This is a genomic window from Streptomyces sp. NPDC044571 (genome assembly GCF_040647115.1).
GTDB lineage: Bacteria > Actinomycetota > Actinomycetes > Streptomycetales > Streptomycetaceae > Streptomyces.
The window spans coordinates 12,406-37,674 of the sequence record NZ_JBEZBN010000022.1; the positions used below are offsets into that span (position 1 = coordinate 12,406).

At 71.1% G+C, this 25,269-nt stretch carries 20 protein-coding genes; 5 read left to right on the forward strand and 15 right to left on the reverse strand.

What is annotated here, in order from left to right:
• Nucleotides 1-67 precede the first annotated feature (67 nt).
• The 4 genes from AB0B01_RS14250 to AB0B01_RS14265 all read right to left on the reverse strand — a co-directional run bounded on the left by AB0B01_RS14250 (nucleotide 68) and on the right by AB0B01_RS14265 (nucleotide 3,795).
• Nucleotides 68-1,153 (reverse strand): branched-chain amino acid aminotransferase, encoded by a 1,086-nt coding sequence (locus AB0B01_RS14250; protein WP_361717442.1) that lies wholly within the window; start codon nucleotides 1,151-1,153, stop codon nucleotides 68-70.
• Between the two features lie 232 nt (nucleotides 1,154-1,385).
• Nucleotides 1,386-2,426: a 3-isopropylmalate dehydrogenase gene (locus AB0B01_RS14255; protein WP_361717445.1), complete on the reverse strand. Its 1,041-nt coding sequence runs from the start codon at nucleotides 2,424-2,426 to the stop codon at nucleotides 1,386-1,388.
• Between the two features lie 89 nt (nucleotides 2,427-2,515).
• Nucleotides 2,516-2,644, reverse strand: a complete 129-nt coding sequence (locus AB0B01_RS14260; protein WP_356853685.1) for a hypothetical protein — start codon at nucleotides 2,642-2,644, stop codon at nucleotides 2,516-2,518.
• Between the two features lie 260 nt (nucleotides 2,645-2,904).
• Nucleotides 2,905-3,795, reverse strand: a complete 891-nt coding sequence (locus AB0B01_RS14265; RefSeq protein WP_361717448.1) for a LysR family transcriptional regulator — start codon at nucleotides 3,793-3,795, stop codon at nucleotides 2,905-2,907.
• Between the two features lie 101 nt (nucleotides 3,796-3,896).
• On the opposite strand from AB0B01_RS14265, the gene AB0B01_RS14270 reads away from it, so the two are divergent.
• Nucleotides 3,897-4,910, forward strand: coding sequence for an NADP-dependent oxidoreductase (locus AB0B01_RS14270; RefSeq protein WP_361717451.1), 1,014 nt, complete (start codon nucleotides 3,897-3,899; stop codon nucleotides 4,908-4,910).
• A 119-nt stretch (nucleotides 4,911-5,029) separates the two neighbouring features.
• Nucleotides 5,030-7,057 (forward strand): phosphocholine-specific phospholipase C, encoded by a 2,028-nt coding sequence (locus AB0B01_RS14275; protein WP_361717454.1) that lies wholly within the window; start codon nucleotides 5,030-5,032, stop codon nucleotides 7,055-7,057.
• Here AB0B01_RS14275 and AB0B01_RS14280 read toward each other — a convergent pair.
• Nucleotides 6,972-7,508, reverse strand: a complete 537-nt coding sequence (locus tag AB0B01_RS14280; protein ID WP_361717637.1) for a tyrosine-protein phosphatase — start codon at nucleotides 7,506-7,508, stop codon at nucleotides 6,972-6,974. The genes AB0B01_RS14275 and AB0B01_RS14280 overlap by 86 nt on opposite strands.
• Nucleotides 7,400-7,831, reverse strand: coding sequence for a MarR family transcriptional regulator (locus tag AB0B01_RS14285; RefSeq protein ID WP_361717457.1), 432 nt, complete (start codon nucleotides 7,829-7,831; stop codon nucleotides 7,400-7,402). Before AB0B01_RS14285 ends, AB0B01_RS14280 begins: the two co-directional genes overlap by 109 nt.
• Before the next feature lie 86 nt (nucleotides 7,832-7,917).
• On the opposite strand from AB0B01_RS14285, the gene AB0B01_RS14290 reads away from it, so the two are divergent.
• On the forward strand, nucleotides 7,918-8,841 hold the full coding sequence (locus tag AB0B01_RS14290; protein WP_361717460.1) for a zinc-binding dehydrogenase: 924 nt from the start codon (nucleotides 7,918-7,920) through the stop codon (nucleotides 8,839-8,841).
• Between the two features lie 92 nt (nucleotides 8,842-8,933).
• Here AB0B01_RS14290 and pruA read toward each other — a convergent pair whose 3' ends face one another.
• Both pruA and AB0B01_RS14300 read right to left on the reverse strand, forming a co-directional pair.
• Nucleotides 8,934-10,565 (reverse strand): L-glutamate gamma-semialdehyde dehydrogenase, encoded by a 1,632-nt coding sequence (gene pruA, locus AB0B01_RS14295; RefSeq protein ID WP_361717463.1) that lies wholly within the window; start codon nucleotides 10,563-10,565, stop codon nucleotides 8,934-8,936.
• A 34-nt stretch (nucleotides 10,566-10,599) separates the two neighbouring features.
• On the reverse strand, nucleotides 10,600-11,526 hold the full coding sequence (locus AB0B01_RS14300; protein WP_361717466.1) for a proline dehydrogenase family protein: 927 nt from the start codon (nucleotides 11,524-11,526) through the stop codon (nucleotides 10,600-10,602).
• Between the two features lie 199 nt (nucleotides 11,527-11,725).
• On the opposite strand from AB0B01_RS14300, the gene AB0B01_RS14305 reads away from it, so the two are divergent.
• Nucleotides 11,726-13,093 (forward strand): helix-turn-helix domain-containing protein, encoded by a 1,368-nt coding sequence (locus AB0B01_RS14305; RefSeq protein ID WP_361717469.1) that lies wholly within the window; start codon nucleotides 11,726-11,728, stop codon nucleotides 13,091-13,093.
• A gap of 76 nt (nucleotides 13,094-13,169) precedes the next feature.
• Here AB0B01_RS14305 and AB0B01_RS14310 read toward each other — a convergent pair whose 3' ends face one another.
• Entirely contained in the window at nucleotides 13,170-13,769 is a 600-nt protein-coding gene (locus AB0B01_RS14310; protein ID WP_361717472.1) for a TetR/AcrR family transcriptional regulator, read from the reverse strand.
• 89 nt (nucleotides 13,770-13,858) lie between these two features.
• On the opposite strand from AB0B01_RS14310, the gene AB0B01_RS14315 reads away from it, so the two are divergent.
• Nucleotides 13,859-15,397: an MFS transporter gene (locus AB0B01_RS14315; protein ID WP_361717475.1), complete on the forward strand. Its 1,539-nt coding sequence runs from the start codon at nucleotides 13,859-13,861 to the stop codon at nucleotides 15,395-15,397.
• A gap of 99 nt (nucleotides 15,398-15,496) precedes the next feature.
• On the opposite strand, the gene serA is transcribed toward AB0B01_RS14315, so the two are convergent.
• From serA to AB0B01_RS14345, 6 genes are all read right to left on the reverse strand, one after another.
• Nucleotides 15,497-17,086, reverse strand: a complete 1,590-nt coding sequence (gene serA / locus AB0B01_RS14320; RefSeq protein ID WP_361717478.1) for a phosphoglycerate dehydrogenase — start codon at nucleotides 17,084-17,086, stop codon at nucleotides 15,497-15,499.
• 237 nt (nucleotides 17,087-17,323) lie between these two features.
• Nucleotides 17,324-18,325, reverse strand: coding sequence for a ketol-acid reductoisomerase (gene ilvC / locus AB0B01_RS14325; RefSeq protein WP_361717481.1), 1,002 nt, complete (start codon nucleotides 18,323-18,325; stop codon nucleotides 17,324-17,326).
• Nucleotides 18,326-18,472: 147 nt separating this feature from the next.
• A complete protein-coding gene (gene ilvN, locus AB0B01_RS14330; RefSeq protein WP_361717484.1) occupies nucleotides 18,473-18,997 on the reverse strand; it encodes an acetolactate synthase small subunit in 525 nt (174 codons plus the stop codon).
• A 32-nt stretch (nucleotides 18,998-19,029) separates the two neighbouring features.
• Nucleotides 19,030-20,916 carry an acetolactate synthase large subunit gene (locus AB0B01_RS14335; RefSeq protein WP_361717487.1) on the reverse strand — a complete coding sequence of 629 codons (1,887 nt, stop codon included), beginning with the start codon at nucleotides 20,914-20,916 and terminating at the stop codon, nucleotides 19,030-19,032.
• 204 nt (nucleotides 20,917-21,120) lie between these two features.
• Nucleotides 21,121-23,946, reverse strand: a complete 2,826-nt coding sequence (locus AB0B01_RS14340) for an EAL domain-containing protein (protein WP_361717640.1) — start codon at nucleotides 23,944-23,946, stop codon at nucleotides 21,121-21,123.
• A 337-nt stretch (nucleotides 23,947-24,283) separates the two neighbouring features.
• Nucleotides 24,284-25,240 carry a 2-hydroxyacid dehydrogenase gene (locus tag AB0B01_RS14345; RefSeq protein WP_361717490.1) on the reverse strand — a complete coding sequence of 319 codons (957 nt, stop codon included), beginning with the start codon at nucleotides 25,238-25,240 and terminating at the stop codon, nucleotides 24,284-24,286.
• Nucleotides 25,241-25,269 lie beyond the last annotated feature (29 nt).

Below are 25,269 nucleotides of genomic sequence, written 5' to 3' on the forward strand. Positions count from 1 at the left end.
CCAGCTCCCCGTACGTACGAAAGGCCCGCTCCCGGATCCGGGGGCGGGCCTTTCGACGGTACGGGCTCTAGCCCAGCGGGTGCATCCAGCCGTGGGTGTCGGCGGTGTGGCCGGTCTGGAGGTCCAGAAGGGCCTTGCGGAGCTTCATGGTGACCTCGCCGGGCTCGCCGTTGCCCTGGGTCCAGTGGGCGCGCTCGGACTTGACCGAGCCGACCGGGGTGATGACGGCGGCGGTGCCGCAGGCGAACACCTCGGTCAGGGTGCCGTTCTCGTTGTCGCGCTTCCAGTCCTCGGTGGAGATACGTCCCTCCTCGGCGGTGTAGCCGAGGTCGCGGGCGATGGTGAGGAGGGAGTCGCGGGTGATGCCGGGCAGCAGCGAGCCGGTCAGCTCCGGGGTGACGATGCGGTCGCCGTACACGAAGTACAGGTTCATGCCGCCCATCTCCTCGATCCAGCGGCGCTCGACGGCGTCGAGCCAGACCACCTGGTCGCAGCCGTGCGAGGCGGCCTCGGCCTGGGCGACGAGGGAGGCCGCGTAGTTGCCGCCGGTCTTGGCCGCGCCCGTACCGCCCTTGACGGCGCGGACGTACTCCTCGGACAGCCAGACGGAGACGGGCTTCACGCCGCCGGGGAAGTACGCACCCGCGGGCGAGGCGACGACCATGAACAGGAACTCGTTGGCCGGGCGGACGCCCAGGCCGACCTCGGACGCGAACATGAACGGGCGCAGGTACAGGGAGGCCTCGCCGGAGGAGGGCACCCAGGCGCTGTCCTGCTTGATGAGCGCGTCGCAGGCCTCGATGAACAGCTCGGTCGGCAGCTCCGGCATCGCCATCCGGCGGGCGGAGGCCTGGAAGCGCTCGGCGTTGGCCTGCGGGCGGAAGGTGGCGACGGTGCCGTCGGGCTGGCGGTAGGCCTTCAGGCCCTCGAAGATCGTCTGCGCGTAGTGCAGGGTCATGTTCGCCGGGTCGATCGACAGCGGCGCGTACGGGACCAGCTCGGCGTCGTGCCAGCCGCGGCCCTCGGTCCACTTGATCGTCACCATGTGGTCGGTGAAGTGGCGGCCGAAGCCGGGGCTGGCCAGGATCGCCTCGCGCTCCGCGTCGGACAGCGGAGTCGAGGAGGGCTTGAGCTCGATCGTGGGCGTCGTCATGAGTGCTTGTCCTTCACCGGTTGTGTATGGCGGACCGCGCTCACGGCGTACTAGGACGTCCGAGCATCCCCGCATTCCGCGGCCTCGCGTTCGATTATCACGCGAGGCCTCGCTGCGGTGAAACGGGGAGAATGCGGCCCAGGGGAGATGGTGGCACCCGGGGCCGTACAGGAAAAGCCGCCGGGGGCGTCGGTCGCGCGACCCGGCGGCTTCCTGAGGTGGAGCTGCCGGGTCAGCCGGCTACCCGAGCGGCGAGCGCGTCGCCGATCTGGTCGGTGGAGCGGAAGGTGCCGTCGCGCTCCGCCAGGTCGGCGGAGACCGCGTCCTCGATGCGGGCGGCCTCGGCCTCGTGGCCCAGGTGGCGCAGCAGGAGGGCGACGGACAGGATCGTCGCGGTCGGGTCGGCCTTGCCGGTGCCCGCGATGTCCGGGGCGGAGCCGTGGACGGGCTCGAACATGGACGGGAAGGCGCCGGTCGGGTTGATGTTCCCGGAGGCGGCCAGGCCGATTCCGCCGGTCACGGCGGCGGCCAGGTCGGTGAGGATGTCACCGAAGAGGTTGTCGGTGACGATGACGTCGAAGCGCTCGGGCTGCGTGACGAAGAAGATCGTCGCGGCGTCGACGTGCAGGTAGTCGGTGGTGACCTCGGGGTACTCCTGGCCGACCTTGTCGAAGATGTTCTTCCACAGGTGGCCCGCGTACACGAGGACGTTGTTCTTGTGGACCAGCGTCAGCTTCTTGCGGGGGCGGGCATTGGCCCGCTCGTACGCGTCGCGGACGACGCGCTCCACGCCGTACGCGGTGTTGATGCTGACCTCGGTGGCCACCTCGGCGGGGGTGCCGGTGCGCAGGCTGCCGCCGTTGCCGGTGTACGGGCCTTCGGTGCCCTCGCGGACCACGACGAAGTCGATCTCCGGACGGCCGGCGAGCGGGGTGGCCGTGTTCGGGAAGAGCTTCGAGGGGCGCAGGTTGATGAAGTGGTCGAAGGCGAAGCGGAGCTTGAGCAGCAGGCCGCGCTCCAGCACGCCCGACGGGACCGACGGGTCGCCGATGGCGCCCAGCAGGATCGCGTCGTGGTGCCCCAGCGCCTCCAGCTCCGCGTCCGGGAGGGTTTCGCCGGTGCGGTGCCAGCGCTGGGCACCGAGGTCGTACTGCTTGGTCTCCAGCTTCACATCCTGGGGCAGGACCGCGGTAAGGACCTTGAGGCCCTGAGCCACGACTTCCTGGCCGATGCCATCACCGGGGATCACTGCGAGATTGATGCTGGTCGACATGGCGGAACCGTACTCCGTGTCCCAGCCCTCAGACATATTGCGTCCACCATCTGGACGCAATATGTCCTGGGCCGGCTGGGGGGGCGGCGTCAGTGGCCGGTGGATCCGCCGTTGTCCCGGCGGTCCAGGGCGCGCTGGAGGGCGGCGGCGGCGTTCTTGCGGTCGGCGTCAGCGGAGGAGGAGTGGCGGACGCGGCGGGCTGCGGTGCGTGCGGTCATGGTGATCGACTCCTTGAGATCACGGCGTGGCGGGGCCACGGATGAGGGGTTCCTTCAAGGCGCCGGAAGGGGCGGGGGCGGGTGCGCCGCAGGGGTTGCCTGCCAGGGGCGCGCGCCATCGGCCGCCATTCGCCGGATCAGCGAGACGTTCGGCTCCTACAAAGCTAGGGCAGCTCGCGCTGTATGTCTCCGCAATTACTTGGGCTTCCTACTATCTGAGACGCCGAAGCCCGCGGAAGAGGTCGGGCCGAGGGTCCGTTTCAGTGCTGTTCGGAGCGTAGTTCCCTGATCAGAGCCCGTACGGCGAGGGTCGCGGCGGATTCCGGTGTGGTGACGTATCCCACGCGCCTCACCGGCCTCGCAGGACCCAGATCAGTGATCTGCACGGTGTCACCGGCCTCGCGCAGCGAGAGTTCCGGCAGGATCGCCATACCGAGCCCGCGTCCCACCATGGTGAGCACCATGGCATCGTCCTCGGCCTTGACCGTGGCCCCCGGGATCCAGTCCTGGGCCTGCCACCACGCCCGGGTGTACGAGCCGCAGTTCTCGTCCCAGTCCAGCAGCGGCAGTGACTTCGGATCCGGGTGGCCGACCGGGTGGACCAGGGCGTACGCCTCCTCGGCGAGCACCCCCGTCAGCAGTCCGGCGGCCCCGGCCTCCGCTTCGTCCCCACGGGAGCTCAGGGTGGCGATGCCGAGGTCGGCGCGGCCCGCGGCCACCTCCCCGGCGGTGCCGGCACCGAGCTCGCGCACCACCCGGACCTCGGGGCGGATGCCGGGGTGCCGGGCGGTCAGCCGCTCCAGGGCCGGGGGCAGCAGGTGCAGGGCCGCACTGCGGAACGCGGCGATGCGCAGCACCCCGGCCACGGCCCCGGCGGAGCCGCCGGCCGCGCCGCGGACCTCCGCGCCGAGGACCTCGTACAGCCGCAGGATCCGGCGGGCGAGGGCGACGGCCCGCTCCCCCGCCGGGGTGGGCGAGGCCCCAGTGCGCCCGCGCTCGAAGAGCACGGCGCCCACCTTGGCCTCGCTGCCGCGCACGGAGTGCGAGACGGCCGACTGGGTGAGGCCGAGGCGGGCGGCCGCCGCCGAGAAGGAGCCGGTCTCGCAGACGGCGACCAGAACCCGGAGTTCATGCGGAGCGAGCTCGGCCACGGCGGCCCTCACCTCGTTCTATGAGCAGGTTTCATACGTGTGCGGCTTCCATGAGCCCAACCCTCTGCCCGGCCCCTTGATTCCTTCCTAACGTCCTCGCCATGACCGAGAACACCGCTTTCGCCGTCCACCAGATCGCCCGCCCCACCGGCTTCCCCGCCGCCACCGACTTCGCCTGCGTCTCCGCCCCGGTCCCCTCCCCCGCCCCGGGCACCGCCCTGGTGGAGAACCTGCTGCTCTCGGTGGACCCCTACCACCGCGGGCTGATGGACGGCGGCGAAGGCGGCTTCGAGCTGAACACCCCGCTGGAGGGCCGGGCCGTGGGCCGGGTCCTCGCCTCCCGGGACCCCGGGCTGCGCGAGGGCGACCTGGTCTTCCACCGCGAGGGCTGGCGTACGCACGCGCTCGTCACCCTGGGCGTGGACGGCACCCGCAGGCTCCGCGGCCACGAGGGCGTCCCCTTGGAGGCGTACCTGAGCATCCTGGGCGGCACCGGCCTGACCGCGTACGCCGCCCTGACCCGGACCGCCCGGCTCCGGGAGGGGGAGGACCTCTTCGTCTCCGCCGCGGCGGGCGGGGTCGGCACCGCGACCGGGCACATCGCACGCCTGCTGGGGGCGCGCCGGATCATCGGCAGCGCGGGGTCGGCGGCGAAGGTCCGCCACCTCACCGAGGTCCTCGGCTTCGACGCGGCCTTCGACTACCACGACGGCCCGGTCGGCGAGCAGCTGGCGAAGGCCGCGCCGGAGGGCATCGACGTGTACGTGGACAACGTGGGCGGGGACCACCTGGAGGGCGCGATCGACGCGCTGCGGGAGTACGGGCGCATCGCCTGGGTCGGCGCGATCTCGATGTACAACGGGGACCGCTCCCCGGCCGCCCCGCGCAACCTCTTCGAGGTCGTACACAAGTCGCTGCGCATGGAAGGGGTATTGGTTCGCAATCACACCAATCTCCAGGACGAGCTGGAGGACTTCCTCGTGCCCCATCTGCGCAGTGGCCGCATCGGCACCGACACCACCGTTGTGCAGGGATTCGATCACACCGTGGAGGCATTTCTGGGCATGCTCCGAGGGGACAACCTGGGCAAGATGCTGGTCCGCGTCGGGGATTGATTCCCGCCACCCCGGTGTTCACCGACTCCTTGCCGCACGGATGTAGACCTTTGGCCCGGCGCCCGTCACTCTGTGCGTCAATGTGCCGACCGGGCACTTGAGTTGGAGGCGAGTAGCCAGTGACACCGATCAGCCGCAGAGGGTTCGTGGGAATCGGCGCCGGGCTGGTGGCCGGGGCGGCACTGCCCGCGATCGCACCGGCTTCGGCGGCCGCGGCGGCCGCGACCGGCACGATCACCGATGTGAAGCACGTGGTGATCCTCATGCAGGAGAACCGCAGTTTCGACCACTACTTCGGCAGGCTGAAGGGTGTACGCGGGTTCGGCGACCGCGCCGCAGGCAACATCCCGGGCGGCTGGGGCGCCTTCAACCAGCCCAACTGGGGCGGCCGCCACTACCCGTGGAAGCTCTCCGCGACCCCGCCCGCCGGCGGGGTGGACGGCGAGACCCTGGCGCAGTGCAACGGGGACCTGCCGCACAGCTGGACCTCGCAGCACGCCGCCTGGAACAAGGGCCGGATGGACAACTGGGTCCTCGCGGTGGGCAACACCCGCACGCTCGGCTACCTGGACCGGGGCGACATTCCCTTCCACTACGGGCTCGCCGACAACTACACGATCTGCGACGCGTACTTCTGCTCGACGCTGAGCGCGACCGGCCCGAACCGCACCTTCCTGTGGAGCGGCAAGGTCGACGCGGGGAGCAAGGACGGCGGCGACGAGTCCGGGCTGACCTGGGAGACGTACGCCGAGGCCCTCCAGCGGGCCGGCCTGAGCTGGAAGGTGTACCAGAACGCCCAGGACAACTACGGGGACAACGGTCTGGCCTACTTCAAGAAGTTCACGGACGCGGCCCCCGGCGATCCGCTGTGGGACCGCGGCATGGGCTCCGTCCCGCGGACCACCGGCTCCACCCCCGACGACATCGCGGCCGCGATCCGCGCGGACGTCGTCGCCGGCACGCTGCCGCAGGTCTCCTGGGTCGTGGCGAACGAGGCCTTCTCGGAGCACCCGTACGCCCCGCCCGGCGACGGCGCGCACTTCGTGGACCTGGTCTACCGGGCGCTCTCCGCGAACCCGGAGGTCTTCGACTCCACCGTCCTCTTCCTCAACTACGACGAGAACGACGGCTTCTTCGACCACGTCGCGCCGCCGGTCGCCCCGCCGGGCACCCCGGGCGAGTACATCGACGGCGTGCCGATCGGACTCGGCTTCCGGGTGCCGATGCTGGTCATGTCCCCCTGGACGCGCGGCGGCTGGGTCAGCTCGGAGGTCTTCGACCACACCTCGGTGCTCCGCTTCATGGAGACGTGGACGACGGCGCTCGGCACGCCCGCGCTCTGCCCGAACATCAGCGCCTGGCGGCGCAGGGTGGTCGGCGACCTGACGGGCGTCTTCGACTTCGCGCACCCCGTGTACGGGGTGCCGTCCGGGCTGCCGTCCACCGCCAAGGTGATCGGCCAGTCGACCTGCGGCCCGCTGCCCAACCCGGCGCCGCAGGACAACGCGCTGCCGGCGCAGGAGCCGGGGACCCGGCCCGCGCGGGCCCTTCCGTACCAGGTGAACGGCAACCTGGACCGCTTCGAGTTCGGGGCGGCCGGCAAGATCCTGGCCTGGTTCTCGATGACCAACCAGGGCGCGGAGGCGAAGCGGGCGGCGCACTTCTCGATCCACCCGCACCAGTACCGCGACACGGCCGCCTGGCAGTACACGGTCGACCCGGGCGCCACGTCGACGGACTACTTCAACATCGGACTCGGCAGCGGCTCGGGCAAGTACGACATCTCGATGTACGGGCCGAACCGCTTCCTGCGGCGGTTCATCGGCGACGCGTCGAAGGCGGGCAAGGACATCGAGGTGGCGGCCCGCTTCGCGGTCGAGCCGGGCACGGGCAAGACCGCGGTCCACTTCAAGATGAGCAACAGGTCGTCGGCCGCGGTCACCTTCACCATCCGCTCGAATGCCTACCGGACGGACGGCCCGTGGACCTACACGGTCCCCGCGGGCTCCTCCCGGGAGGACTACTTCAACGCGGTGGCCTACAGCAACGGCTGGTACGACTTCACGATCCTGGCGGACAGCGACGGCACCTGGTCGCGCCGCTACACGGGCCACATCGAAACGGGCACCCCCAGCATCTCGGGCTGACCCGCCCCGGCCCGGCGGCCCGTCCCCCCGAATGCCGCCGGGCCCCCTCGCCCTCGCCCCCCTGGGCCAGCCGCCCGCGCAGCCGCTCCACCGTCGCGGCGCCGAGGCCGCAGTGGAAGGCCACTCCCCCGGCCGGCGCCTCGGCGACCGCCCGCACGACGGCGGCCACCGGTCCGGGAACCGCTCCAGGAAGGGCCGGAAATCGTTCGTTGCGCAGTTCCACCACGGTGCGTATGCCGTACCCGGCCAGGGCGGCCCAGCCGCGGGCGGTGAGCGCGTCGAGCCGGTCCGCCCGGACCGCGGCCATCGGCGGCCATCGGCGGCCATCGGCGGCCGCGAGGCCTACGGGGCTTGATGGAGGCGGGTCAGGAGGGCCATGAGGGTGTCCCGCTCGGCCGGGGTGAGCGGGGCGAGGAGCTCGGCGTTGGCGGCCTCCGCCAGGGCGGCGCAGCGGGCGAGCGCGGCCGTGCCCGCCGGTGTCACGGTGACGGCGTTCTTGCGGCGGTCGGCGGGGTCCGGGGCGCGGACCACGAGCCCCGCGGACTCCAGGTGGTTCAGGATCCCGACCAGGTCCTTGGGGTCGACGGCCAGGCGGCGGCCCAGGTCGGCCTGGGCGAGGGGGCCGTACTCCGCCGTTGCCGCGAGGACCGCGTGATGCGGGAGCTTGAGCCCCTCGGCGGCCAGCGCCTCGGCGACCAGGCCACGGCCCCGCGCGGCGACGCGGCCGGCGAGCCAGCTCGGCAGGGACTGGATGTGCCCGAGAGGGGAGGTCATGCCGCCACTCTAGCGAATTCGTTGGACTTCCCCACGATCTGGCTTATCGTTGGGACGTCCAATGAATTCCGTCCCGGGGAGGTCCTGTGCTGCGCATCCGCTACGAGGTCAACGGCGGGCCCGAGGTGCTGTTCGCCGAGGACGTCGCCGTCCCCGTGCCCGGCCCCGGGGAGGTGCTGGTCCGGGTGGAGGCCATCGGCGTCACCCTGCCCACCGTCCGCAAGGTCCGCGAGGCCGCGGAGCCGGCCCACCTCGGCGGCGAGGTCGCCGGAACCGTCGAAGCCCTCGGGGAAGGCGTCAGCGGCTTCGCCCCCGGGGACCGCGTCACCGGGCTCTGCTTCGCGCACGGCTACGCCGAACACGCCCTCGTGCACGCTGCGATGCTTTCCCCGGTCCCCGACCGGGCGAGCGCCGTCGAGGCCGTCGCGCTGGTCCGCAGCGGGCTGGTGGCGCGCGGGGCGCAGGCGGCCGGACGGATCGAACCCGGTGAAACGGTCCTGGTCACCGCAGCGGCCGGCGCGGTCGGCACCTACGCCCTCCAGTACGCCAGGGCCGCCGGCGCCGGGCGGGTCGTCGCCGCCGTCGGCAGCGCCGGCAAGGCCGGATTCGTCCGCGGCCTCGGCGCCGACGAGGTCGTGCTGTACGAGGAGGCCGCGCAGTGGGGCCCGTACGACGTGGTCCTCGACGGGGTCGGCGGCGACCTGCTCGCCCCCGCCGTCCGGGCCCTGGCGCCGGGCGGGCGCCTGGTGGCCTTCAGCTCCGGCGGCGGCACGGTGGAGGCGTACGAACTCCTGGTCCGCGGCGCCTCGGTGATCGGCTTCCAGATGGCGGCCATCGCCCGGGGCGAGCCGCAGCTGTACGAGCGCCGGCGGCGCGAGCAGTGGGAACTCCACCGGGCGGGCGCGCTGCGCATCACGGTGCACGACACGCTGCCGCTCGCCGAGGCCGCCGCGGCCCACCGGATCATCGAGGAGCGGCGCAACCTCGGCAAGGTGGTCCTGGTCCCCTGAGACCTGGTCACCGGGGGGGGCCGGCAACTGGAACCGCCCCCGTTCCGGACTTGGGGGTACCGGGACGGGGGCGGGGCTCAGTGGGGTGGAGGTCAGCCCATGTGCGGGTAGGCGTAGTCCGTCGGCGCGACCAGGGTCTCCTTGATGGAGCGGGTCGAGGTCCAGCGCTGCAGGTTCGTCGCCGCGCCCGCCTTGTCGTTCGTACCCGAGGCGCGGCCGCCGCCGAAGGGCTGCTGGCCGACGACGGCGCCGGTCGACTTGTCGTTGATGTAGAAGTTGCCCGCCGCGAAGCGGAGCTTCTCCATCGCGTCCGCGGCCGCGTAGCGGTCGGCGGCGATGATCGAGCCGGTCAGCGCGTAGGCCGAGACGGACTCCATCTGCGCGAGCATCTCGTCGAACTTCTCGTCCTCGTAGACGTACACGGCGAGGATCGGGCCGAAGTACTCGGTCGTGAAGACCTCGTTCTCCGGGTCGGTGCACGCGATGACGGTCGGGCGGACGAAATAGCCCTCCGAGTCGTCGTACGTGCCGCCCGCGATGATCGTGCAGGTCGGGTCGGCCTTGGCACGGTCGATGGCGGCCTTGTTCTTCGCGAACGAGCGCTCGTCGATCACGGCGCCGATGAAGTTCGACAGGTCGCGGACGTCACCCATGGCGATCCCGTCGACCTCGGCGGCGAAGGCCTCCTTGAAGCCGTCGTTCCAGATCGAGGCCGGGACGTAGGCGCGGGAGGACGCCGAGCACTTCTGGCCCTGGAACTCGAACGAGCCGCGGGTCAGCGCCGTCTTCAGGACCGCGCGGTCCGCGGAGGGGTGCGCGACGACGAAGTCCTTGCCGCCGGTCTCGCCGACCAGGCGCGGGTAGGACTTGTACTTCTCGATGTTGTTGCCGACCGTCTTCCACAGGTACTGGAAGGTCTTGGTCGAGCCGGTGAAGTGGATGCCCGCCAGCTCGGGGTGGTTCAGGGCCACCTCGGAGACGGCGATGCCGTCGCCCGTCACCAGGTTGATGACGCCCTTCGGCAGGCCGGCCTCCTCCAGCAGCTCCATCAGGAGGACGGCGGAGTGGGTCTGCGTCGGGGACGGCTTCCAGACGACCACGTTGCCCATGAGGGCGGGGGCGGTCGGCAGGTTGCCGGCGATGGCCGTGAAGTTGAACGGCGTGATCGCGTAGACGAAGCCCTCCAGCGGGCGGTGGTCGCTGCGGTTCCACACGCCGGCGGAGTTCGCGACCGGCTGCTCGGCCAGGATCTGGCGGGCGAAGTGCACGTTGAAGCGCCAGAAGTCGACGAGCTCGCACGGGGTGTCGATCTCGGCCTGCTGCGCGGTCTTCGACTGGCCCAGCATCGTCGAGGCGGCCATCTTCTCGCGCCACGGGCCGGACAGCAGCTCGGCGGCGCGCAGGATGATCGCCGCGCGGTCGTCGAAGGACATCGAGCGCCAGGCCGGGGCGGCGGCCAGGGCGGCGTCGATGGCGTCCTGCGCGTCGGCCTGGGTGGCGTTGGCGAAGGTGCCGAGCACGGACTTGTGGTCGTGCGGCTGGACCACGTCGAAGCGCTCACCGCCGCCCATCCGCTTCACGCCGTTGATCGTCATGGGCAGGTCGATCGGGTTCTCGGACAGCTGCTTGAGCTGCTCTTCGAGCCGCACGCGCTCGGCGCTGCCGGGGGCGTACGAGTGGACCGGCTCGTTGACCGGGGCGGGGACCTGGGTCACAGCATCCATGGGTCTGGTAACTCCTTGACCTTGTTCTTCGGACCTAGTTCTTGGTGATCATCGAGCGGAGGAAGAAGAGCAGGTTGGCGGGCTTCTCCGCGAGGCGCCGCATGAAGTAGCCGTACCAGTCCGTCCCGTACGCGGTGTAGACGCGCATGCGGTGTCCCTCGGCGGCCAGCCGCAGGTGCTCCTCGCTGCGGATGCCGTACAGCATCTGGAACTCGTACTCGTCCAGTTTGCGCCCGGCCTTGCGGGCGAGCTCCTGTCCGATGGCGATCAGGCGCGGGTCGTGGGACCCGATCATCGGGTAGCCCTCGCCGTCCATGAGGGTCTTCAGGATGCGGACGTACGCCTTGTCGATCTCGGTCTTGTCCTGGTAGGCGACCTCGGCGGGCTCCTTGTACGCGCCCTTCACGATCCGGACGCGGCTTCCGGCGGCGGCCAGGCGGCGGGCGTCGGCCTCCGTGCGGAAGAGGTACGCCTGGATCACGCAGCCGGTCTGCGGGAAGTCCCGGCGCAGTTCCTCGTGGATCGCGAACATCGAGTCGAGGGTGGTGTGGTCCTCGGCGTCCAGCGTGACCGTGGTGCCGATCGCGGCGGCGGCCTCGACGACCGGGCGGACGTTGGCGAGCGCGAGCTCGTGGCCGCCCTCCAGCGCCTGGCCGAACATCGACAGCTTGACCGACATCTCGGCCTTCTCACCCAGGCCCAGGTCGGCGAGGCGCTCGATGAGCTCCAGGTAGGCGTCACGCGCGGCGTGGGACTGCTCCACGGTGGTGATGTCCTCGCCCACCACGTCGAGGGTGACCTCCAGGCCCTTCTGCGTGAGGTCCCGGACGATCGGGATGACCTCGTCGACCGTCTCACCGGGGATGAACCGGTTCACCACGGGCTTGGTCACCGGGGCGGCGGAGACGATGCGGCGCATCTTCTCGCTGCGAGAAGCGGCAAGGATCGCGGGACCCAGCACGGGGCACCTCCAACAGGTGGCAGAAGCAGGCATACGGTTCCCGCGGGGGTGGCCGGGGGCCGTAAGGAAAACGCATGTAAAACCACCGTGAAACCTAGGGATCGAGACGATCCTCTGCCATCGACAGCTGTCACGCATCCGTGCCGGCGACCTCATACACATGTCTGAAGACGCGGCCGCGGGGTGGGAGAATATCCGGGTGAAGGGCGATTACCAGGACCTGGTGGACGAGATCTCGGCGCTGCTCGGCGCCCCGGCGACGCTGGAGAACCGGGACTTCCGCCTCATCGCCTTCGGCGCACACGACAGCGACGACGATCTGGCGATGGACCCGGTGCGGACCCGCTCCATCCTGACCCGCCAGTCGACGGCGGCCGTGCGGGCCTGGTTCGAGGGCTTCGGCATCGCCCGCGCCACCGGGCCGGTGCGGATCCCCGCGGCGCCCGATGCGGGGGTCTTCCGGGGGCGGATCTGCCTGCCCGTGCGGTACCGCGGGATCGTCCAGGGGTACGTGTGGCTGCTCGACCGGGAGCCGGGCCCCGGGCCGGAGGCCCTGGCCGCGGCCATGGAGGTGGCCGAGCGGATCGGGATCCTGCTCGCCGAGGAGGCGAAGGCGGGGGCGGACCTGTCCCGCGAGTTCCGGGCCGTGCTCACCGCCGGGCGCGGATGGCAGCACGACATGGCGGTGGCGGCGCTGCGGCTGGCGCTGGGCCCGGGGGCGGACGGGCTGCACACGGTGGTGTGTGTGGCGCCGTGGTCCGGGGAGGCTCCGGCGTCGGTCCCGGGGGCGGCGGCGGTATCACTGGTCCCGTGGCGCGGGCGCGCGCACGAGGCCCAGCCGGCCCGCGGTCCGGCCACCGGAGCCCCTGCCGGGGCGGGGGCCGTCGGCGGATCGGGGGCCGCAGCCGGAGCCCGGGCCGTCGCGCGCGGCGGCTCCGGGGCGGTCGCGCGGCCGGGGTCCGGGGCGCGGGCAGCGGCCGGGGCCGGCGGCGGAGTCGGGCCGTCGGCGGCGGGGCCGGCGGGCGGGCCGGAGGCCGGGCAGGCGCTCGCCGTGCTGGTCCGGCTGCGCTCGGCGGACGTCCTGGCCCCTGCCGTGACCGCGGCGACCCGGCTGCTCGGGCCGTCCGCCCCGGCGGGGGCCCCGCCTACCGCGCCGACCGCCGGCATCGCCGAGCCCTGCAGGGGACTGGCGGAGCTCTCCGACGCCTGGGCCCAGGCCTCGGCGGCAGCGCGGGCCTCCGCGGCGCAGTCCCGCCTCGGTCCGGTGGCGCGGTGGTCGGAGATCGGCCCGTACCGGATGCTGGCGGTGCTCGCGGCCGGCGAACCGGTGGACGACCCGGCCGCGCGGGCCCTGCTGGCCCCCGCGCACCGGGAACTGGCCCGTACCGCCGAGGTCTTCCTGGACTGCGCGGGCCAGGCGGGCCGGGCGGCGGCGGCCCTCGGCGTCCACCGCCAGACCCTGTACTACCGCCTGAACCGGGTGGAGCAGCTGACCGGCCTCGATCTGGACGAAGGCGAGGACCGCCTGCTGCTCCACATGGCGCTCAAGTCCGCCCGCCTGGCCTGAGGGGAATCCGGGGCCGCCCACGCGGGGGTGCGGCCCCGACGCCGACCCGGTCCCCGCGTCCGCCTGCTGCGTCCGCCTACTGCGCGGCCGGGTCCGGCTCCCCCTGAGGTCCCGTCAGTGCCTGCGCCGCCTGCCGCATGCCCTCCGTGAACTCCTCCGGCGTGGCGGCCGACTCCGGATCGAACAGCCACTGGATCATCAGGCCGTTCAGCAGCGCCTGGTAGAAGGTGCCCAGGGTGCGGACGTCCCGTTCCGTCAGCTCCTCCTCGGGCCGTCCGGTGAACATCGCGATCATGCCCTTGCGCCCCTCCACCTGGGAGGCCGCGAGCATGCTCCGCAGATCGGGCAACCGGTCCCCGCTCAGCGCCACCTCCAGGCTGGCCGACCAGATCGGCCCTGCGCTCTCCTTCTGCGACAGGACCCCGTCCCAGACCGCGCGGAAGCGCTCCAGCGAACCGCCCTCGCCGCCCAGACCACTCTGGAAACCCTCCCCCCATTCCTGGATGAGCTCGATGAAGGCCTGGGTGAGCAGGGCGTCCTTCGAACCGTAGTGATAGCCGATCGACGCCAGATTGGTGCCGGAAGCCTTCACGATGTCGCGCGCCGTGGTGCGCACGAACCCCTTGTCGACCAAGCACTGCTTGGCGCCTGCGAGCAGATCCTCACGATGTCCCATGCCGCCACGGTATCAAGACAACCGTCCTAGACGAGAGTTCTATACGAGCGTACTAGACAATCGTATACACGGCTTGTACCGTCCTGCCCATGACGAACTCCGCCGCACGTCTCGCCGGCCGCCGGGAATGGATCGCCTTCACCGTTCTCCTCCTGCCGCTGCTGCTGGTCTCGATGGACGTCTCCGTCCTCTACTTCGCCATCCCGGCGATCACCCGGGAGCTCGACCCGAGCGCCACCCAGCAGCTCTGGATCTTCGACAGCTACGCCTTCGCCCTCGCCGGACTGCTCATCACCATGGGTTCGCTCGGTGACCGGATCGGACGGCGGAAACTGCTGCTGATCGGGGCGGCTGCCTTCGGACTCGCCTCCACGCTCGCCGCCTACGCCCCGAGCGCCGAACTGCTGATCCTGGCCCGCGTCCTGCTCGGCATCGGCGGCGCGACCCTGATGCCGTCCACGCTGGGCCTCGTCCGCAACCTCTTCCAGGACGCCGCGCAGCGCGGCCGGGCCATCGGCATCTGGTCCGCCGCCATGACCGGCGGCATCGCACTCGGCTCCGTGATGAGCGGCGTGATGCTGGACCACTTCTGGTGGGGCTCCATCTTCCTGGTCAACGTGCCCGCCATGCTGCTCCTGCTGACCCTCGTTCCCGTGCTGGTGCCCGAGTTCAAGGACCCGGCGCCCGGCCGCTTCGACCTGCTGAGCGTGCCGCTGTCCATGGGCAGCGTGCTCCCCGTCGTGTACGGGCTGAAGGAGATCGCCGCCGAGGGGTGGTCCCCCGTCCGCGGCGCCTGCATCGCACTCGGCCTGCTCGTCGGGTTCGTCTTCGTCCGCCGCCAACGCACCCGTGACGACGCCATGGTCAGCCGGGTCCTGTTCCGCAACCGCGGCTTCGGCGCCGGCATCCTCCTGAACACCATCGCGGCCTTCGCCATCATGGGCTCGGCCTACTTCACCACCCAGTACCTGCAGTCGGTGCTCGGCATGGGCACCCTGGAGGCCGCCCTGTGGAGCCTTGCCCCGTCGGTCGCCATCGGCGCTGCCGCCCCCCTCGCCGGCGTCCTCGCCCGCACCGTCGACCGCGCCTACGTCATCGGCGGCGGCTTCCTCATCGGCGCCGCCGGATTCACCCTGATCAGCCTGGTCGGATCCGACTCCCTGCGGCTGCTGCTCGTCGGCGCCGGGGTGCTGTCATCGGGCCTGGTCGTCGTCCTGTCGCTGGTCTCCGACATGGCCCTGGGGGCTGCCCCGGCCGAGAAGGCCGGTTCTGCCGCCTCCTTGCTGGAGACGGGTTCGGAGTTCGGCGGGGCGCTGGGCATGGCGGTCCTCGGCAGCCTCGGCACCGCCGTCTACCGCAGCGACCTGGCCGGGACCGAACCCGCGGCCGTACGGGAGACCCTGGGCGGCGCGGTCGCCACCGCCCGGCAGCTCGGTGGCGAGGCGGGCGGGCAGGTGCTGGACCTGGCCCGGGGCGCCTTCGTCCACGGCATGCAGTACGCGGCCTGGGGCGGCGCGGCCCTGCTGGTCACGGCCGGTGGGCTGGCCGTGGCCCTGATGCGGGCGGCGGCCACCCCGGCCGCCGGCCCCGGGGAACAGGCCGAGGAGATCGCGGCCGTCACGGTCTGACCGCCGTACGGGAACGCGAGAAGGGCCCGGGGTCTGCCCCCGGGCCCTTCTCGCGATCCTGGCGCAGCTGTCGCCCGAATGGTCAGGCGGGGCCGGCCATCAGGTGAGGCTGACCGTACGCGCCGAGACGGCGCCGATCTCGGCGGAGATCTCCGCGACCACGTTCACCGGCACCTCGGCGTCGACGGTGAGCACGCCGAGCGCCTCGCCGCCCTCTTCGGCGCGGGCGACCTGCATGCCGGCGATGTTCAGACCGGCCTCGCCGAGGATGCGGCCGACGGTGCCGACCACGCCCGGGCGGTCGGTGTAGCGGAGCACCAGCATCTGGTCGGCGAGCGCCAGGTCCACGTCGTACTCGCCGATGCCGACGATCTTCTGGAGGTGCTTCGGGCCCGCGAGCGTGCCGGAGACCGAGACCTCCTGCCCGTCGGCCAGGGTGCCGCGTACGGTCACCACGTTGCGGTGGTCCGGGGACTCCGAGCTGGTGGTCAGGCGCACCTCGACACCGCGCTCCTGCGCGAACAGCGGGGCGTTGACGTAGGAGACCGTCTCGTCGACGACGTCCTCGAAGACGCCCTTGAGGGCGGAGAGCTCCAGCACCTTGACGTCGTGCTGGGTGATCTCGCCGCAGACCTCGACGTCGAGGCGGACCGCGACCTCGCCCGCGAGGGCGGTGAAGATGCGGCCGAGCTTCTCGGCGAGCGGCAGGCCGGGACGGACGTCCTCGGCGATGACGCCGCCCTGGACGTTGACCGCGTCCGGCACCAGTTCGCCGGCGAGCGCGAGGCGCACGGACCTGGCGACGGCGATGCCGGCCTTCTCCTGGGCCTCGTCCGTGGACGCGCCGAGGTGCGGGGTGCAGACGACCTGGTCGAGCTCGAAGAGCGGGGAGTCCGTGCAGGGCTCCTTCGCGTAGACGTCGAGGCCGGCGCCGGCGACCCGGCCCTCCTTGATCGCCGAGTACAGCGCGGCCTCGTCCACGATCCCGCCGCGGGCGGCGTTGACGATGCGGACGGACGGCTTCACCTTGTGCAGGGCCTCGTCCCCGATGAGACCGAGGGTCTCGGGGGTCTTGGGCAGGTGCACCGTGATGAAGTCGGCGACCTCCAGCAGCTCGTCCAGCGCCAGCATCTTGACGCCCATCTGGGCGGCACGCGCGGGCTGTACGTAGGGGTCGTAGGCGACGATCTTCATCCCGAAGGCCGACATGCGCTGGGCCACCAGGACGCCGATGCGGCCGAGGCCGACGACACCGAGGGTCTTCTCGCTGAGCTCGACGCCCGTGTACTTGTTCCGCTTCCACTCGCCGTTCTTCAGGGCGGTGTTGGCCTGCGGAATGTTGCGGGCGGAGGCGACGAGCAGGCCGCAGGCGAGCTCGGCGGCGGTGACGATGTTGGAGGTCGGGGCGTTCACGACCATCACGCCGGCCTTGGTCGCGGACGAGACGTCGACGTTGTCCAGGCCGACGCCGGCGCGGGCGACCACCTTCAGCTTCCTGGCGGCCGCGATGGCCTCCGCGTCTACCTTGGTCGCGGAGCGCACCAGGATGGCGTCGACGTCCACGATCGCGGGGAGCAGCTCCGCGCGGTCGGCGCCGTTGCAGTGCCGGATCTCGAAGTCCGGGCCGAGCGCCTCGACGGTGGCGGGCGACAGCTCTTCGGCGATGAGTACGACAGGTTTCGAGCTCACGTGGGTCCTCACAAGTCCAGTGCGGACGGCCGTCCCGACGGCCGCAGGCGGTGGAGGGGGTAGCCGCGTGGAAGACGCACGACACTGTGGGCCTGACGCGTTGTATTCAGCAGTCTAGTGGTGCAGCCGGACCGGGATTCCGCCTGTACGGAAGGATCACCCGTCCGGGGTTGGCCGGGGTGGACAAGCGGCCCGAGGGGGATCGGGACGGCGTACCGTCCCGACCCCCCGTACGGATCAGCTCTCGTCGCTGTCGACCCAGCTCATGAGCTTGCGGAGCTTCTTGCCGGTCGTCTCCAGCAGGTGCTCCGAGTCGGCCTTCTTGTACTCGTTGTACTTCGGCAGGCCGGCCTTGTACTCGGCCATCCAGGTGTTCGCGAACTCACCGCTCTGGATCTCCGCGAGGACCTTCTTCATCTCGGCCTTGGTGGCGTCGGTGATGATGCGGGGGCCGGTGATGTAGTCGCCCCACTCGGCGGTCTCCGACACCGACCAGCGCATCTTCTCCAGACCGCCCTCGTACATCAGGTCCACGATCAGCTTCAGCTCGTGCAGGCACTCGAAGTACGCGATCTCCGGCTGGTAACCCGCCTCGGTCAGCGTCTCGAAACCGGCCTTGACCAGCGCGGAGGCGCCACCGCACAGGACCGCCTGCTCGCCGAACAGGTCGGTCTCGGTCTCCTCGGTGAAGGTGGTCTTGATGACGCCGGCCCGCGTGCCGCCGATACCGGCCGCGTAGGAGAGGGCGAGGGCGAAGGCGTTGCCGGAGTGGTCCTGCTCGACGGCGGCGATGCAGGGCACGCCGCGGCCTTCCTCGTACTGGCGGCGGACCAGGTGGCCCGGGCCCTTGGGAGCGACCAGGGCGACGTCCACGTTGGCCGGGGGCTTGATGAAGCCGTAGCGGACGTTGAAGCCGTGGCCGAAGAAGAGCGCGTCGCCGTCCTTGAGGTGGTCCTTGATGGACTCCTCGTAGATCTCGGCCTGCAGCGGGTCCGGGGTCAGGATCATGATGACGTCGGCCCACTCGGCGGCCTCGGCCACCGGGACGACCGTCAGGCCCTGCTCCTCGGCCTTCGCCTTGGACTTCGAGCCCTCCTTCAGACCGACCTTGACGTCCACACCCGAGTCACGCAGCGACAGCGCGTGGGCGTGGCCCTGGCTGCCGTAGCCGATGACAGCGACCTTGCGGCCCTGGATGATGGACAGGTCGGCGTCGTTCTCGTAGAACAGCTCGGCCACTGGGATATCTCCTTGGTGCGCTGGTGTTGCTCCCACCGTACGGCGGGGAACGTAGAGGAAGTTTCTTGGTCTCGCCATGCGAGAGGCAACGCGACGGGGCGGTGCCGGTCAGGCTCTTCGATCGGGCGCTCGGGCCGAACGCCCGGCTCAGGCGCTGCGGTCGAGGGCGCGCAGGCTGCGGTCCGTGATGGACCGTCCGCCACGCCCTATGGCGATCGTGCCGGACTGCACGAGCTCCTTGATGCCGAAGGGCTCCAGCATCTTGAGCATCGCGCCGAGCTTGTCGGATCCGCCGGTCGCCTCGATGGTGACGGCCTCCGGGGAGACGTCGACCGTCTTGGCGCGGAACAGCTGGACGATCTCGATGATCTGGGAGCGGGTCTCGTTGTCGGCCCGGACCTTCACCAGAACGAGTTCGCGCTCGATCGCGTTGTGCGGCTCCAGCTCGACGATCTTGAGCACGTTGACCAGCTTGTTGAGCTGCTTGGTCACCTGCTCCAGCGGGAGGTCCTCGACATTCACGACGATGGTGATGCGGGAGATGTCGGGGTGCTCGGTGACGCCGACCGCGAGGGAGTCGATGTTGAACCCGCGGCGGGAGAACAGCGCGGCGATCCGGGCCAGGATGCCGGGCGTGTTCTCGACCAGGACGGAGAGCGTGTGCTTGGACATGTGAGTCGTTCTCTCTCTCAGGCTCTCTCGGCTCAGTCGTCTTCGTTGTCGCCGAAGTCGGGGCGGACGCCCCGGGCTGCCATGACCTCGTCGTTGGAGGTGCCGGCGGCGACCATCGGCCACACCATGGCGTCCTCGTGGACGATGAAGTCGATGACGACCGTGCGGTCGTTGATCGCGTTGGCCTCGGCGATGACCTTGTCCAGGTCCGCGGGGTCCTCGCAGCGCAGCGCCACGCAGCCCATGGCCTCGGACAGCTTGACGAAGTCGGGGACGCGGGTGCCCTTGCGGGGGGCGGTGGACTCGCCGAGCTGGGAGCCGACCGTCTCGTGACCGGTCTCGTCGGCGTGCAGCACGGTGTTGGAGTAGCGCTGGTTGTAGAAGAGGGTCTGCCACTGGCGGACCATCCCCAGCGCACCGTTGTTGATGATCGCGACCTTGATCGGGATGTTGTTCAGCGCACAGGTGACCAGCTCCTGATTGGTCATCTGGAAACAGCCGTCACCGTCGATCGCCCACACCGTGCGCTCCGGCCGGCCCACCTTGGCACCCATCGCGGCCGGAACCGCATAGCCCATGGTTCCGGCACCGCCGGAGTTCAGCCAGGTACGGGGCTCCTCGTAGTTGACGAAGTGTGAGGCCCACATCTGGTGCTGGCCGACGCCGGCCGCGTAGATGGTGTGCTCCGGGGCGAGCTCACCGATGCGCTGGATGACCTGCTGCGGCGAGAGCATGCCGTCGGCGGGGGTTTCGTAGCCGAGCGGGTAGGTCTCGCGCCAGCGGTTGAGGTCCTTCCACCAGGCCGAGTAGTCCCCCGCATGCCCCTCGGTGTGCTCCGCCTGGACCGCCTGGATCAGATCCGCGATCACCTCACGCGCATCACCCACGATCGGGACGTCGACCTCCCGGTTCTTGCCGATCTCCGCCGGATCGATGTCCGCGTGGATGACCTTCGCGAACGGCGCGAAACTGTCCAGCTTGCCCGTCACCCGGTCATCGAAACGAGTCCCCAGCGCGATCAGCAGGTCCGACTTCTGCAACGCCGTCACCGCCGTCACCGCACCGTGCATACCCGGCATCCCCACATGCAGCGGATGGCTGTCGGGGAACGAACCCAACGCCATCAGCGTCGTCGTGACCGGCACACCCGTCAGCTCCGCCAGCACCTTCAGCTCGGCCGTCGCCCCGGACTTCATCACACCGCCGCCGACATACAGCACCGGACGCTTGGCCTGGCAGATCAGCTTCGCCGCCTCACGGATCTGCTTCGCATGCGGCTTCGTCACCGGCCGGTAGCCCGGCAGGTCCAGGCTCGGCGGCCAGGTGAAGACCGTCTTCGCCTGCAGGGCGTCCTTGGCGATGTCCACCAGGACCGGACCCGGACGGCCCGTGGAAGCGATGTGGAACGCCTCCGCGATCGTCTTCGGAATGTCCTCGGCCCTGGTCACCAGGAAGTTGTGCTTGGTGATCGGCATCGTGATGCCGACGATGTCCGCCTCCTGGAAGGCGTCCGTACCGATCGCCTTCGACGAGACCTGGCCGGTGATCGCGACCAGCGGAACCGAGTCCATGTGCGCGTCCGCGATCGGCGTCACCAGGTTCGTGGCACCCGGACCGGAGGTCGCCATACAGACCCCGACCCTGCCCGTGGCCTGCGCGTAACCGGTCGCGGCATGACCCGCACCCTGCTCGTGCCGCACCAGGATGTGACGCACCCGGGTGCTGTCCATCATCGGGTCGTACGCCGGAAGGATGGCACCACCCGGAATACCGAACACGGTGTCACACCCCACCTCTTCGAGAGAGCGGATGAGGGACTGCGCACCCGTGACGTGCTCAACTGCGGCGGACGGCTGTCCGCCGGAACGGGGCCGCGGCTGCGGATGGTGGGCCCCGGTGGCCTGCTCGGTCATCGGCATTCTCTTCTCGAAGCTGAGGGTTTTACGCGGATTCGAAGGTGTGCCAGTGCAACAAAAAACCCCTCGTGCCGGTGGGCAAGCGAGGGGAGCGCGTCGGGTTCGCGGAGCGGGGACATGCAGGTCCCAGCTTCAGCCGACGCGCTTTCCAAGTACGAGAATTCGGGTGCGCATGGCATTGACCCTCCCTCCGGCGGGAGGGGGATGTCAAGTGGGTGGGACGGGCGTCTCATTATGTGAGCCTCTGCGCATGGCCATCGAGCCACTGGACGAGCCACCGGCCAAGGCGGGCTGGGCCGCCCCGCCCGGTACTGGGAACGTACCGCGCACGAGCGCCCGCCGCAGCCTGTACTCGTCGAGCGGGCCGGAAAAAGCCAGTCCCTGGCCGTGAGTGCACCCCATTGCACGCAGTGCCGTGACCTGTTCGGGCAGGTCCGCCCCGTCGGCCACGGACTGCATGCCCAGGTCGTTTGCGATGCGCAACAGGCCTGCGGTGATCTTGTGGAGGCGGGCGGATTCGACCACCCCTTCGACCAGGCTGCGGTCGAGCTTCAGGATGTCCACCGGAAGGCGGCGCAGGGCGCTGATGGCCGCGTAGCCGCTGCCGAAGCCGTCCAGGGCGATCAGCACTCCGAGCCGGCGCAGGGCCGCGAGACGCCGCTCCAGCTCCTCGAAGGGGACCCTGGGGTCGCTGTCCGCCAGCTCGATCATCAGGGCCCCGGCGGGCAGCCCGTGCCGGTTGAGCAGGGCTTCCACGGAGCCGAGCGGCATGGACCGGTCCAGCAGCCTCCGGGCGCTCATCCGGACGGCCACCGGTACGTCGTGTCCGAGCCGGTGCCGCTCGGCTGCCTGCCCCACGGCCTCCTCCAGCAGCCAGCGCCCCAGCTCGGCCGTGCGGGAGGAAGTCCCGGGGCCGGGGGCGTCCGGCCGCGGCGGCGCACCCTCGCTGAACTCGGCCACCCGGAGGAATTCCGCCGGGGTGAACAGGATCCCCTGCCCGGAACGCCAGCGGGCCTGCGCGGCGACGGCCGTGACGGCGCCGGTGGCGAGCGAGACCACGGGCTGGTGGAGCAGGGCGAACTCTCCCTCGTGGAGTGCGCTGCGCAGCCGCCCCGCCAGCTCGGCCTTCCGTACGACCTCGGCCTGCATCTGCGGCGCGTAGAGCTCGACGCGGTCCTTGCCGCCCGCCTTGGCCCGGTACATCGCGAGATCCGCGTTGCGCATCAGGTCCGAAGGGGTGATGCCCGGGTCGGCGAAGGCCACGCCGATGCTCGCGGCCACCCGGACCTCGTGGCCCGCGACCCGGTAGGGCTGGGCCAGCGCGGTGCGCAGCCGGTCCGCGATCTCGTGGACCTGATACTCGCGGGCGCTGCGGTCGCGGCTGCCGTCACCGAGGATCAGGGCGGCGAACTCGTCCCCGCCGAGGCGGGCGGCCGTGTCCCCGGCCCGCACCGAGTCCTGGAGGCGGCGCCCGGCCTCGACCAGCAGTTCGTCGCCGGCCTGGTGGCCGATGGTGTCGTTGACCGCTTTGAACCCGTCGAGGTCGATGAACAGCACGGCGGTGCTGTGGTCTCCGGCCCGGCGCCCGGTCAGGGCCTGGCGGACCCGGCGGGTGAACAGGGCCCGGTTGGGCAGGTCGGTCAGCGGATCGTGCTCGGCGCTGTGCTGGAGCTGCGCCTGGAGGCGGACCCGCTCGGTGACGTCGCGGCTGTTGAGGATGAGGCCGCCCTGGTGGCGGTTGACGGTGGACTCCACATTGAGCCATTCGCCGCTGCCGGACTTGAAGCGGCACTCGATGCGGGTGGTCGGCTCCTCGGCGGGCGGGGCGGCGAGGAAGCGGCGTACCTCGTGGACCACCCGGCCCAGGTCGTGGGGGTGGATCAGGGCGGCCAGCTCGGTGCCCACCAGCTCCTCGGCCTCCCGGCCGTAGACCCCGGCGGCGGCGGGGCTCACGTAGCGCAGGGTGCCGGTGGGCGCGGCGATCATGATCACGTCGCTGGAGCCCTGGACCAGGGAGCGGAAGTGGTTCTCCTTCTGGGCCAGTTCCTGGGTCAGCGCGATGTTGTCGAGGAGCATGATGCCCTGGCGGATCACGAGGGCCAGCACGACCGTGCAGCCCGTGAAGACCACCACCCGGTCGACCTTCCGGCCGTCCACCACGTTGTAGAGGATGCCCAGGGTGCAGACGGCGGCCGCGAGGTACGGGGTGAGGGCGGGCAGCGAGCCCGTGATGGGGCGGCTGACCGGGCGGTCGAGCAGCGGTCGGGCGGGGGCGCCGGGAGCCGGCTGCATGCGCCGGGCCCCCCAGGGGGCGTACGCGAGCAGCAGCGAGCCGGCGAACCAGCCGGCGTCGAGCAGTTGCCCCGACTGGTAGCCCGCGCTGAGCAGCGGCGAGGTGAACAGCGCGTCGCTGAGGACGGTCAGGGCGAGGGCCGCGATCGCGGTGTTGACGGCCGAGCGGTTGGTCTCGGAGCGCCGGAAGTGCAGGACGAGCACCATCGAGACGAGCGCGATGTCCAGCAGCGGATAGGCGAGGGAGAGGGCGGCCCGCGGAACGCTGCCCGGGGCGCCGGACTGGGCGGTCCGGGCCGTGTGGGCGAGGGCCAGACTCCAGGAGAGGGTGAGCAGGGAGCCGCCGATGAGCCAGGAGTCGAGCCCGAGGCAGACCCAGCCCGCTCGGGTGACCGGGCGTTTGGCGAGGACGAGCAGGCCCACGATGGCGGGCGGGGCGAAGCACAGGAAGGCGAAGTCGGCGAGCGAGGGCTTGGGGACGGCCTCGCCGAGGATCACCTCGTACCAGCCCCAGACGGCGTTGCCGCAGGCTCCCATCAGGGAGGAGAACGCGAAGAGCAGCCAGGCTGGCCGCTCACGGCTGTCGATCGCCCGCGCATAGCTGTAGCAGGAGACGGCGGCGAGCAGAGCGGCCGCACTGAGCCCGAAGTCGCCCATGACCTCGGCGACTTCCTCGGAGCCCCAGCCGAGGGCGGCGCCGACGGCGTACCCCCCGCTGACCACGGCGAGCAGGAGCTGCATCGCCGGGCTCCTGCCCCCGCCCGGGACCGGCGGCCGGGCCAGCAGCGCCGCCCCCGGCGCACTCACCGGTCCCCCTCGCTGGCTGGTGGCGCACCCCATCGTCGCCTCCGGCGGCTGTGCCGCATCGGATCCTTCGTCCATTGGCCGTGCATCGCCCGTCGCCCCCCAAAGTGTCCGATCACTCCCCAGCGCCAGACGTTCGTGGCGCAGCCCCTTGTTCCGGACGATACACCACTTTCGTCACTCAGGGACATAGGTGCTCTACTCTCCGTTACCACGCGGGGAGTTGTGACCACTGGGTGCGCTCGGACGGATGCGGAGCGTGTGCGCGCGTGACCTAGGTGGTGATCAGGACGGTGTTCTCCACGGGTTCCCCCGCGGCGAACCGGGAGAGCTGGCGCGCCACCAGGCGCTTCGCCCGCGGCTCGAACGCCGAGCTGGCTCCGCCCACATGAGGCGTGATCAGGACCTGCGGAGCGTGCCAGAGCGGATGTCCGGCGGGCAGCGGCTCCGGGTCGGTGACGTCGAGGGCCGCGCGCAGCCGGCCCGACTCCAGTTCCGCCAGGAGGGCCGGGGTGTCAACGACGGGTCCGCGGGCCACGTTGACGAGGAGGGCCCCGTCCTTCATCCGGCCGAGGAAGTCGGCGCCGGCCAGGCCCCGCGTCGCGTCGGTCAGCGGGGTGGAGAGGATGACCACGTCGGCCTGCGGCAGCAGTCGCGGCAGGTCGGCGAGGGCGTGGACCGGTCCGCTCGCGGTGGTGCGCGCGGAGCGTGCCACCCGTGTGATCCGCGCGCACTCGAAGGGGGCGAGCCGGTCCTCGATGGCGGCGCCGATGGATCCGTATCCGACGATCAACACGGACTTGTCGGCCAGGGCGTCGTAGAAGCCGTAACGCCACTCCTCCCGGTCCTGGCCGCGCACGATGCCGGGGATGCCGCGCAGCGAGGCGAGGGTGAGGGTGAGCGCCAGCTCCGCGGTGCTGGCCTCGTGCACGCCGCGGGCGTTGCACAGGCGGATGCCGGGGCGCAGGCCGCCGAGGCCGCCCGGTCCGCCGACGAGGGCGTCGATGCCCGCGGTCAGTGTCTGGATCACCTGCAGGTCCGGCATCGCCGCGAGGGGCCGCAGGGTGGCCTCGGGGGACTTCATGTAGGGGGTGACGTAGAAGACGCAGGCGGCCGGATCGGCCGGGAAGGTCTCCTCGCCGTCCCAGTGGCGGTAGTGGAAGGAGTCGGGAAGGCCCTCGACCTCCTCGGCGGGGAACGGGAGCCACACGTCCGCGGTCTTTGCAGTCATGATCACGAGGCTATGCCAAGGGATCCTGA